This window comes from Cyclobacterium sp. SYSU L10401, from assembly GCF_010993705.1.
GTDB lineage: Bacteria > Bacteroidota > Bacteroidia > Cytophagales > Cyclobacteriaceae > Cyclobacterium.
On sequence record NZ_WOFO01000004.1, the window covers coordinates 547,022 to 558,377 of the forward strand.

General features: G+C 45.2%; 9 protein-coding genes. All 9 read left to right on the top strand.

Translation table 11 applies throughout. The features are described 5' to 3' along the window. Positions 1 to 59: 59 nt before the first annotated feature. Entirely contained in the window at positions 60 to 941 is an 882-nt protein-coding gene (locus GL182_RS12890; RefSeq protein WP_163380071.1) for an inositol oxygenase family protein, read from the top strand. Positions 942 to 1,004: 63 nt separating this feature from the next. Next, positions 1,005 to 2,579 carry a solute:sodium symporter family transporter gene (locus GL182_RS12895; protein WP_163380072.1) on the top strand — a complete coding sequence of 525 codons (1,575 nt, stop codon included), beginning with the start codon at positions 1,005 to 1,007 and terminating at the stop codon, positions 2,577 to 2,579. Positions 2,580 to 2,747: 168 nt separating this feature from the next. Further along, positions 2,748 to 3,116 (top strand): hypothetical protein, encoded by a 369-nt coding sequence (locus GL182_RS12900; RefSeq protein ID WP_163380073.1) that lies wholly within the window; start codon positions 2,748 to 2,750, stop codon positions 3,114 to 3,116. 182 nt (positions 3,117 to 3,298) lie between these two features. Continuing rightward, positions 3,299 to 4,531 carry an efflux RND transporter periplasmic adaptor subunit gene (locus GL182_RS12905; RefSeq protein WP_163380074.1) on the top strand — a complete coding sequence of 411 codons (1,233 nt, stop codon included), beginning with the start codon at positions 3,299 to 3,301 and terminating at the stop codon, positions 4,529 to 4,531. Between the two features lie 22 nt (positions 4,532 to 4,553). After that, positions 4,554 to 7,721, top strand: coding sequence for an efflux RND transporter permease subunit (locus GL182_RS12910; RefSeq protein ID WP_163380075.1), 3,168 nt, complete (start codon positions 4,554 to 4,556; stop codon positions 7,719 to 7,721). Between the two features lie 17 nt (positions 7,722 to 7,738). After that, positions 7,739 to 9,190 carry a TolC family protein gene (locus tag GL182_RS12915; RefSeq protein WP_163380076.1) on the top strand — a complete coding sequence of 484 codons (1,452 nt, stop codon included), beginning with the start codon at positions 7,739 to 7,741 and terminating at the stop codon, positions 9,188 to 9,190. A gap of 432 nt (positions 9,191 to 9,622) precedes the next feature. Further along, positions 9,623 to 10,198, top strand: coding sequence for a zeta toxin family protein (locus tag GL182_RS12920; RefSeq protein ID WP_163380077.1), 576 nt, complete (start codon positions 9,623 to 9,625; stop codon positions 10,196 to 10,198). Continuing rightward, entirely contained in the window at positions 10,188 to 10,379 is a 192-nt protein-coding gene (locus tag GL182_RS12925; protein WP_163380078.1) for a hypothetical protein, read from the top strand. The genes GL182_RS12920 and GL182_RS12925 overlap by 11 nt, the downstream gene beginning before the upstream one ends. Before the next feature lie 137 nt (positions 10,380 to 10,516). Continuing rightward, entirely contained in the window at positions 10,517 to 11,239 is a 723-nt protein-coding gene (locus GL182_RS12930) for a hypothetical protein (protein WP_163380079.1), read from the top strand. The last annotated feature ends 117 nt before the right edge of the window (positions 11,240 to 11,356 follow it).

An 11,356-nucleotide genomic window follows, 5' to 3' on the forward strand; every position in this document is an offset into this window, starting at 1 on the left:
ATAAAAAAATGTTATTTGTTTTTTCTAAATTTAAGCCAAAGAAATCAATCATTTGAATCATGCAAAAGCCATTTAACGAGAAAGAAAACGCTCCTTTGGGCCATATAGAAGAATGGGAGGACGACTTAAAGGTTCGTTATCCCAAACCTAAATCCGAGCAAGCCAAAAGCAAGGAGGATTACCGGAATTACCATGATTCTGAACGCATAGATACCGTAAAAGAATTTTACCGGCTGAACCACCAGTATCAAACCTATGATTTCGTTTGTCAAAAACAGGAGGAATTTCTGAAATTTGATAAGAAAGAAATGCCCTTTTGGGATGCCATCAATTATCTCAACACCCTTGTGGATGATTCTGACCCTGATATCAGCCTGGACCAACTCCAGCACCTGCTCCAAACCTCTGAGGCGATCCGGGCGGATGGTCACCCGGACTGGTTTGTTTTGACAGGCTTTATCCATGACATGGGCAAGGTACTGTGCCTCTTTGGAGAACCGCAGTGGGCTGTCGTAGGGGATACCTTTCCGGTAGGCTGCAGGCATTCAGACAAAATCGTTTATCCTGAATTCTTTGACGCCAATCCAGATTCAGAAAATGAAAAATTCAACACCAAATATGGTGTTTACGAGCCGAATACAGGCCTGGAAAACGTAAAAATGTCCTGGGGTCATGATGAATACCTGTACCAAATGGTAAAGGATTATTTGCCTGAGCCTGCCCTTTACATGATCCGGTATCACTCTTTTTATGCCCAGCACAGAGAAGGCGCCTACGATCACCTGTTAAGTGACCATGACAAAGAAATGTTTAAATGGGTGGATAAATTTAACCCCTATGACCTGTATTCCAAGGTGCCGGTTCCACCAGATGCCAAAGCTTTGAGACCTTACTATGAGGACCTGGTCGCAAAGTACCTGCCTGCCACCATGAAATTTTAACCTACAGATCTGACAATAACATTGCTGCCTGGTAGCTGCCGGGCAGCAATTTAAATGTAAACCATGCTTACAGCCCTTACCTTTATAGGTTTTACACTTTTTGTAGCTTTTTTTTCCTGGTATAAATTACGCAAGGACGATATCAGTTCCAGAGACGGATATTTTCTGGGAGGGAGATCGCTCACCGGTGGGGTCATCGCCGGCTCCATGATTTTGACCAATATATCTACCGAGCACCTGATCGGACTCAACGGTTCGGCCTATAAAAACGGGATGATCATCATTGCCTGGGAAGTGACAAGTGCCATTGCCCTGGTCATAGCCGCCCTGTATTTTCTGCCAATCTATCTTAAAATGGGGTTGACCACCATCCCACAATACCTGGAAAACAGGTTTGACAGCAGTACCAAGACCATTGTAGCCTTCCTGCTGATGGTATCATTTGTGGTCACCTTGCTTCCCATCGTCTTATACACGGGAGCCATTAACCTGGAAAGTATTTTCAATGTGTCCGAAGTCCTGCAAGTAAGCCTTTCGGAGGGAATTTGGATTACAGTGATCACCATAGGGGTAGTCGGTTCCATTTATGCCATTTTTGGCGGCTTGAAAGCAGTGGCTTTTTCAGATTCCATCAATGCCATAGGCCTGATCATTGGAGGCTTAATGGTACCTGTGTTCGCACTGTGGGATATAGGGGATGGGAATATTCTAACCGGGATATCCAAAGTTTATGAATACGCTCCCGAAAAGTTTAACGTCATCGGTAAAGCGGATTCGGTTTTGCCATTCAGCACCATTTTTACCGGGTTGATGATCAACCAACTGTATTTCTGGGGCATGAACCAGACCATTATCCAGCGTGCCTTTGGTGCCAAAAACATGGCGGAGGCACAAAAAGGACTTTTGCTCACCGGCATGTTTAAGATCCTGATACCCCTCATTATTGTCTTGCCCGGCATCATCGCCTATTATTATTACAGTGATCAATATTATGACAACCAGGATTTTATTTATCCAGTGTTATTGGGCCGGGTAATGCCCCTGGGATTGCTGGGTTTTTTCGCTGCCGTGGTGCTGGGTGCCATATTGAGTACCTTTAACAGCGTATTGAATTCTGCAGCTACCATTTTCAGCCTGGATATCTATAAAAAATTAATTCACCCCAATTGCTCTGACAAACGTTTGGTACGGGTAGGGCGCCTGAGCTCCCTGGTGCTGGCCGTTTTGGCCATTTTAATTGCGCCTCTGGTTGGAAATGCCCCGGAAGGCCTTTACCAGCTAATGCAGCAGCTCAATGGCATCTTTTTTATCCCCATTGCGTCCATATTAATTGCCGGGTTCTTTATTCCAAAGATCACTGCCCGAGCTGCCAAAGTGGGCTTGTTCACCGGTTTGGCTTTTTACCTGTTTACCAGTTTTTTTCTGGACACAGGCATCCATTTTATTCACATCTGGGCCATAGAATTTATCCTGAATCTGGGACTGATGGTACTGGTCAGTAGCTATTTTCCAGGTAAGCCAAACACCTTTGTGAGTCGTCCCCCCGTATTGGAAATGAAGCCCTGGAAATATGCCAAACCTGTAGCCGCTATCCTCTGTCTGGTGACGGTATTGATCTATATCTGGCTGGGAAGTTGATTTTTCACTCCTGTCAGCTACGAGTGACCAAATCGGCGTTTTTATACAGCCATTAGGTCAAAATAAGGTTCCCAAAAATCAGCCAAAAACACCGCTATTTCTTTTTTAACGTCCTTTTTCCTGTTTAAACGGAATAGTTCTTTTTGTTTTTATCTTTATTTTTGTGATGTGAAACGCTTAAGAAAAAAAATAGCTCCTTTTTTCTACAGGTATATCTTCACCAATCTACTGGCCCTGTTTTTAATTGGGCTTTCTGTAGCTGAAGGGGAAGAGGCTGTTCATCAATTTCCTCCTTCAGGCATTCACCTGGATGTGTCGGATTTTGATTACGTAGACTTTCCCACTTCCCTGAGTCGGGGCTACTCCAGCAACTCTCATTCAAGGGAAATTTTGCTTCCCCATTTTTATCTGAGGTATAATCCTTTCCACTTACTGCTGCTTTTGCATGCTGCAACACCAGAAATATTTCCTCCTTTTTTTACTTTAGATCAGATCAGACAAATAGTATCCCTGTTTGTCTGGACCAATGCCCCCTGAGGTAAAGTTTCGCTTTTATCAAATTGGATGACTTCTATTCGTCAGCCCAATTCATCTTTTCCGGAATTCCCAAAATATCCATTCAACAATTCATTGCTTTGGCAGGCTGAATAGGTCTGCTATACCACTGTTGGTAGGTTCAAATGTTTTGGTCCAATTGTTTGTTTAATCCCATTTCTGAAATGAATAAAAAAAATCTGGGGCTCCGGTATGCCGGTATCAATCATGCCCATTCAAACCCTTTGTCTGCAATCTTGGTGATCCTGCTCATTGGAATTGCCTTTGTTTCCTGTAGTGAGGGAAGCGGTAAAAACAATAAAAACAAGGAGCACCTGGAAGTACCTGTTTTTTCCTTGTCGCCCAAAGACATAAAAGTTCCCCAAACCTATGTCTGTGATCTCCAGGCCATACAGTTTGTGGAAGTCCGGTCCAAGCTGGAAGGATTTGTAGAACAGATCTATGTAGACGAGGGACAGGAGGTCAGGAAAGGTCAGCCCCTGTTTCAGCTGTCCTCCGCAGAATACAACGAATTGGTCAATTCTGCAACCGCCAAGCTCATGCAAGCCAAAGCGGAGGAAAAGGCCGCAAGCCTGGAGGTGGAAAGGTTAAAAGTGCTGGTGGATAAAAAGATTTATTCCTCTTCCGAGCTGGAACTTGCGCAGTCCAGGAAAGAAATGGCACAATCCGCTATCCTGGAAGCCGAGTCCATGCTAAAAAATGCACAAGTAGGCCTTTCCTACACCACTGTAAAAGCTCCCTTCGATGGGATTGTGGATCGGATTCCCTATAAAACAGGCAGTTTGGTAAAAAGTGGAGACCTGCTGACCAACATTACGGATATCAGTGAAATTTTCGCCTATTACCGCATCACCGAAAATGAATACCTGGAATACATGCGGGGGGAATTAAACAAAGATGCCGATTCTGAAGAAATGAACCAGCAAGTCAGGGAAACCCTGCAGGATGAACAGGAGGAAATATCCCTGATCCTATCGGATGGCGTGGAATACCCTTATAAAGGCAAATTGGAAACCATGGAGGCTGACTTTGAACAGGGAACAGGTTCCATTGCACTAAGGGTGCGGTTTCCAAATCCCGATAAGTTGATCAAACACGGGGCGAGCGGAAAAGTACAAATGAGCAATGAATTAAAGGACGTCTATTTAATTCCTCAAAAGTCCACCTTTGAAATTCAGGAATACAACTATGTCTACCTGGTAGATGCAGACAATAAAGTGAAAGTCAGAAGCTTTCGCCCGCTTATGAGACATGGACTATACTATGTGGCGCAGGATTTTAACACCAATGATAAGGTGGTGCTGGAGGGAATCCAGCTTCTCAAAGATGAAGCCACCGTAAAACCCAATCCAATTGGTGAAGAAGAAGTTTACCGTTCACTGAACCTGCCTCTGTAGCAGGCTACAAACCCATTGACACATGTTTGATTTATTTATAAAACGACCCATTCTGTCAACGGTAATTTCTATTCTGATTACCTTGATAGGTTTGCTGGCACTCTTAGGATTACCCGTAACCCAATTTCCGGAGATCGTACCCCCTTCTGTAACGGTAACCTCCCAATACCGGGGAGCCAATGCGGAAGTGGTCACCAAAGCCGTCACTACCCCACTGGAACGGGCCATCAACGGTGTTCCCGGAATGACCTACATGTCTTCCGTCAACACCAACGACGGGGTTTCCGTGATCACTGTGTTTTTTAGTGTGGGGACAGACCCCGACCAGGCAGCTGTAAACGTACAAAACCGGGTGGCCACTGTGGTGGATGAATTGCCGGAGGAGGTCATCCGGGCCGGTGTGATGACCGAGAAAGAGGTGAATTCCATGTTACTTTACCTCAACCTCATGACCTCAGATAGTACCCAGGATGAAAAGTTTGTTTACAATTTCGCAGATATCAATATTCTGCCGGAGCTGAAAAGGATAGACGGGGTAGGAAGGGCAGAAATCATGGGAAACAGGGATTATGCCATGCGCATCTGGCTGAATCCAGACCGCATGGTAGCCTATAATCTTACGCCCCAGGATGTCAGTGATGCCATTCAAAGCCAAAATGTGGAAGCCGCTCCCGGCAAATCAGGCATCAGCTCGGACCGGGACCCCCAGTCCCTGCAATATGTACTCAAGTATACCGGGAAATTCAACACCCAGGAGGAGTACGAAAATATCACTTTAAAATCCCTGCCTGACGGCTCCCTGCTAAAGGTCAGGGATGTGGCCGAAGTGGAATTTGATTCGGAGGACTACAACATGGTTTCCATGACAGACGGGCAGCCCTCCGCCTCTATCATGATCAAGCAGCGCCCTGGATCCAATGCCCGAGAGGTCATCCAAAACATCAAGGATAAAATGGGAGAACTGCAGGAGTCCTCATTTCCTCCCGGTATGAAGTTCAATATTTCTTATGATGTCTCCAGGTTTTTGGATGCTTCCATTTCAGAAGTAGTAAAAACCCTGATTGAGGCTTTCCTGTTGGTTTCTTTTGTGGTGTTTATTTTCCTCCAGGACTGGAGATCCACCCTGATACCAGCCATAGCCGTACCCGTTTCCCTTATTGGTACCTTTTTCTTTATGGGACTTTTTGGGTTTTCCATCAATATGCTGACCCTTTTTGCCCTGGTATTGGCCATTGGCATCGTGGTAGACAATGCCATAGTGGTGGTGGAAGCCGTACACGTAAAAATGCACCAAAACGGAATGAATGCCAAAGAGGCTACCTTCGCAGCCATGAAAGAAATCGGAGGGGCCATCATTGCCATTACCCTGGTGATGTCAGCCGTTTTTGTTCCGGTAAGTTTCCTTTCAGGACCTGTAGGGATTTTTTACCGGCAATTTTCCCTTACACTGGCCATCGCCATTGTGATTTCAGGAATCAATGCACTCACCCTTTCACCGGCACTCTGCAGCCTGCTGCTCAAACCGGTACACCACGAGGAAGGGAAAAGCCTGCTATCCCGCTTTTTTACCTCATTTAACAGAAAATACGAGGCTTTTTCGGGGAGATATGCTCACCTTATTGGCAAGACAGCCGGAAGAAAAACACTGACTTTTGGCCTATTGATTCTATTCTTTGGCCTCACCTACGGCATGACATTCTTCTTACCTACCGGTTTTATCCCCAACGAGGACCAGGGCATGATCTATGTGAATGTGACCACTCCCCCGGGCTCCACCATGGACCGCACCCAGCAGATCATGGATGATGTACAGGCATCCATCCTGCCTTTTGAGGAGGTGGAAACCATTTCCACCCTTGCCGGATATAGCCTGCTTACCGAAACCGCCGGTGCCTCCTATGGCATGGGCATGATCAATCTGGTGGGCTGGGATGACCGGGATGAAGACGTAAATGAATTGATTCAAAAGTACCAGGACAGAACGGCCCATATTACCGGGGCATCCATTCAGTTTTTTGCTCCCCCACCCGTCCCCGGCTTTGGAAATGCCTCCGGATTTGAACTGCAGATGCAGGACAAAACCGGTGGGGACCTGGAATTTACCGCACAGACTGTGGAAGATTTTCTTGCCGCCATCCGGCAAAGTCCTGAAATACAAGATGCCTTTACCAATTTTGACCCCTCATTCCCCCAGTATATCCTCAGGGTGGACCATGACAAGGCGGCCAAATTAGGCGTGGACATCCGGTCTTCCATGCAGACCTTGCAAAGTTTTATTGGCAGCTACTACAGTTCCAACTTTATCCAATTCGGACAGATGTACAAGGTGATGCTCCAGGCATCGCCGGAATTCCGTACCAACCCCGAGTCCCTGCTGAAAATGTATACCAAAAACAAGCAGGGAGAAATGGTCCCCTACTCCAACTTCGTAAGTCTGGAACGCATTTACGGGCCGGAACAACTCACCCGATACAACATGTTTATCTCTGCCATGATCAATGGAGATGCTGCACCGGGCTATTCCAGTGGGGATGCCATCCGTGCAGTGGAAGAAACGGCTGTTGCCACCCTCCCCAGAGGCTTTTCCATTGACTGGTCGGGCATCACCCGGGAGCAGATTGCCTCCGGAAATCAGGCGGTCTACATCTTTCTGATATGCCTGTTATTTGTTTACCTGTTACTTGCGGCCCAGTATGAAAGCTACCTGCTGCCCCTGCCGGTAATCCTGTCCCTGCCTGCCGGTATTTTTGGTTCTTTTTTATTGCTTTACCTCACTGGTCTGGAAAACAATATTTATGCGCAGGTATCCCTGATCATGTTGATAGGACTGCTGGGGAAAAATGCCATCCTCATCATAGAAATAGCCGTCCAGTCCCGGCAAAAAGGGATGGGCATCCTGGACGCTGCCATTCACGCAGCCGTGGAAAGACTTCGCCCGATTCTGATGACCTCTTTTGCCTTTATCAGTGGGCTGATTCCCCTCGCTCTGGCTTCCGGTGCAGGTGCCGTGGGCAACCGCACCATTGGCACTGCAGCGGCAGGTGGCATGTTTATCGGAACCTTTGTCGGCATCATCCTGATCCCGGGACTATTTGTGGTTTTTGAGTCCCTGGCTGCCTACCTCAAAAAGCAGCCGGAACCACAACCAGCAGATCAGGCTGTAGCCTCCAATAGTCTTAAAACTTCCTAATGCAAATGCCAAATTTCATGAATACACCACCCTTAAAATACATCATGCTGTTGGTAGCACTGGGGTTAAATTCCTGTAAGGTGCCACAGGAAACCACCCACAGACAGCAGGATCCTCCGGAGTCCTATCCGGTCCCAGCAGCTTCCACCGCAGATAGTGCCAGCCTGGCCTTTACCCAATGGGAGGCCTTTTTTAGTGATCCTCACCTGCAGGGCTTGATTGAAAAAGGGCTTAAAAACAACCAGGACGTAGCCAAAACCCTGGCCCAGGTCCAAATAGCCAGGGCCAACCTGAGCAGGGCAAAAATGGGGCAGCTTCCTGAAATCAACCTGCAAACGGGAGCCCAGGTCAGGAAATTTGGAAACTACACCATGGATGGGGTGGGAAATGACGATACCAACCTTTCCCCAACCGTGCCCGAAGACAAACGAATTCCGGTACCCTATAAAGATTTAATGATAGGTGCGGCATTCAATTGGGAACTGGATATCTGGGGAAGACTGGGAATGAAAAAGAAGCAGGCCCTTGCCGATTACATGGCGGCAGAGGAAATGGCCCACCTTGCCCAAACCTGGCTGGTAGCTGAAATAGCCAATAATTATTTCAAGATGGTAGGCCTGGATGAAGAAATCGAAACCCTGCTGTCCAACATAGCTTTTCAGGAACAGGCCTTTGAGTTGGGCAAAAGCCTGAAAAATGCCGGCCAGGAAAGTCAACTGTCCATTGACCAGTTTGAAGCATTGATGCTCAACTCCGAAGGCCTTCTGGTCAGAAAACGTAGGGAGCTGCGGCAGACAGAACTGAACCTGGCCTATCTTTTGGGCACTTATCCTGAAAACATTTCCAGGCAATCGCTCTCCGAAATTGACGTTTTACCGGAGATATTGGAGATTGGACTGCCCTCGGATTTGCTCCGCCTGCGTCCTGATATCCGGGCTGCCGAACAAACCCTGCAGGCCAACAATCTGGAAGTAAACATTGCCAGGACGGCCTTTTTCCCTTCATTCAACCTTTTCGGTATGGCCGGATTCAATGCCTTTGAATTCAGTAAGCTATTTCTCAATCCGGCATCTACCGCCTACCAGCTGGGAGGAGGGCTGGTCGCACCACTATTTAACCGGAACAGGATACGGGCGGCCTATCAGGAAGCCAAATCCCGGCAAAAAGTCGCTTTGTATGACTATGAACAAACGGTTCTCAACAGTTACCTGGAGGTGTTGGCTTTGGTCAATGACTACAGCACCCTGGCAGAGGAACTTGAATTTAAAACCAATGAGGTACTGGTACAACGCAGGTCGGTAGACAATGCCAATACCATGTTCAAGGTAGGGTATGCCGACTACCTGGATGTGATCAACAGCCAGTCCAATGCCCTTTCTTCCGAGCTGGACTATATCAACCTGAAGGTACAACAGCTGCAAAGCATCGCCAGCCTCTACCGGGCCCTGGGCGGTGGCTGGCAGCAATAAGCCTGCTCCGGGAAGAAGGCTATAAGCAACAGACAAAGGCGGTGTTCCTACCGAAGCAAGTGCTCCTGCAACGAAAGTACCTACACGGAAATGACTCCTGCCGGATAATGCCGGCAGGATTTTTTTTACTTTTCCCCAGGAAGGGCATACAATCAATTTAATTCTCCGAAGGGATTCAGGAAGGTACCTGTATTTTTCAGTGGATAACAGGCAATTGCCGTACCTTCCTTTAACTAAAGAAAGCTTAAATAAAAGCAATCCCGATGATTTTAAAGAAATAATTAGTAATATTAAACCTTACTGAAAGTAAGTTTTGTGAGGGGTATCCAACGGGATTTAGTAAGATATGCCTGATTTTGTCAGGGTTATAATATGTTGTGGGTAATATCCAGATTCTACCACCATTGATAGAAAATCGTATATTAGAATGAAATGAAAAAACTATACGTTATAGCTGGATGCAACGGAGCAGGAAAAACAACTGCCTCTTACACAATTCTACCAGAAATACTTGATTGTAAGGAGTTTGTAAACGCAGATGAAATCGCTAAAGGAATTTCTCCTTTTCAGCCAGAAAAAGCAGGAATAGAAGCAGGCAGGTTAATGTTGAAAAGAATTAAAAGATTGTTAGAATCAGGAGAAAGTTTTGCCTTTGAAACTACTCTTTCAACTAGAAGCTATGTCCAATTTATTGATAGGGCAAAAGAAATGGATTACCAAGTGACTTGCTTGTTTTTCTGGCTAAATTCAGAAGAATTGGCTATTTCAAGAGTGGAAACAAGGGTAAAAGAAGGAGGTCATCATATACCGGAAGAGGTGATTAGGAGGAGGTATAAAAGTGGTCTTAAGAATTTTTTCAATCTATATCTTGCCAAGGTGGACAACTGGCTGTTTGTGAACAATTCAGGAGATACTTATGAGATAATAGCTGAAGGAGCATTGAAGGAAGAAACAATTAGCAATGTTGAACAATGGGAAGATTTAAAAAGGAATTACTATGGGAACTAAAGAACAACTGAAAGAAGAACGGGATAAAATAGTCAAAGGCCTCGAAGAGACATACAAAAGGCTAATCGAATACAAAAAGCAAAAGAAAAGTCCGATGATTGTGGTAAGGAACGGAAAAATTGTCGCTGTTGACCCAAATGAAATACTACCCACAACATTGTATAAGCGTAATGCGGGCTGAATTGCTGAAATTGAGCTTTTTTACTCCTTAAAAATTTTACGTTGGGCTGACAGTAACTCGCTCCGAAATCACTCACTACATTTATAGTTGGCTGTTATAGCCAATTGTAGAACGACACCGAAACACAAACAGACAAATTGAACTGGATAAACAAAATAAAAGAGTTGACAACTAAGCAGGACAAATCACCCGAACTGAAAAAAGGAGAGATAAAACAAATTCTCATTCAGACGGCAAGTGAAGTTTTGCCCGACTTTGAATTTTTTGCATATAAGAACAGTTGCTATTCATTTCAGCGAATAAGACAGGTAAACAACTTGACAGCATATGAAGTGCTTCGCATAATTTTTACACTTGAAGACAGAAATTTCGCTTGTTCAATTTCCTCAATACTAAATCCTGAATACATCTTTTCAAACCAATATAACAATGGATTTTTAAATCCTCATAAGGACTTAAAGGAATTGAGACATAATTCCGGAGCATTAAAAATTGAAGACGCTTACTATTTTCATAACGGACAAATTGAAACTACAACAAAAACCGTAAGGGAAATTTTTGGAGATTATAAAAAATTCGGACTCCCATTTCTTGACGAGCAAATTGAAAAACTGAAATCAAATGCAATAGTTAAATGTGGCTTTGACTTTATAGACGACTTGCTGACCGACAAGGAAAAGCTTAAAAAAGAAATAAATGAAGAACTTAATAAAGGCGGACTTCTAATTTCAAGCATAAAGCACCCTGTTTACATTGACCTTAAAGCGAAAATGCAATCTGTAAGCGGACAAAGCAAAGACGACAGACAAAAAATACCGAAGACAGCTCACGAATTATTAGAAATATATTGGACGAGATGAAAAGAACAACTGGCTATAGTCGAGTAGGTAAAGGGGAATCCCACCCCTAAACCTCTCACAGAACCGTACGTGAACCTCTCAATTCATACGGCTCTTATTATGCAGTCGGTTATTAGT

Bases quoted from the DNA above. Each gene is read 5' to 3' on its own strand.
- GL182_RS12890 (WP_163380071.1), top strand. From the start codon at position 60: ATGCAAAAGCCATTTAACGAGAAAGAAAACGCTCCTTTGGGCCATATA.
- GL182_RS12915 (WP_163380076.1), top strand. From the start codon at position 7,739: ATGAATACACCACCCTTAAAATACATCATGCTGTTGGTAGCACTGGGG.
- GL182_RS12895 (WP_163380072.1), top strand. From the start codon at position 1,005: ATGCTTACAGCCCTTACCTTTATAGGTTTTACACTTTTTGTAGCTTTT.
- GL182_RS12910 (WP_163380075.1), top strand. From the start codon at position 4,554: ATGTTTGATTTATTTATAAAACGACCCATTCTGTCAACGGTAATTTCT.
- GL182_RS12925 (WP_163380078.1), top strand. From the start codon at position 10,188: ATGGGAACTAAAGAACAACTGAAAGAAGAACGGGATAAAATAGTCAAA.
- GL182_RS12920 (WP_163380077.1), top strand. From the start codon at position 9,623: ATGAAAAAACTATACGTTATAGCTGGATGCAACGGAGCAGGAAAAACA.
- GL182_RS12905 (WP_163380074.1), top strand. From the start codon at position 3,299: ATGAATAAAAAAAATCTGGGGCTCCGGTATGCCGGTATCAATCATGCC.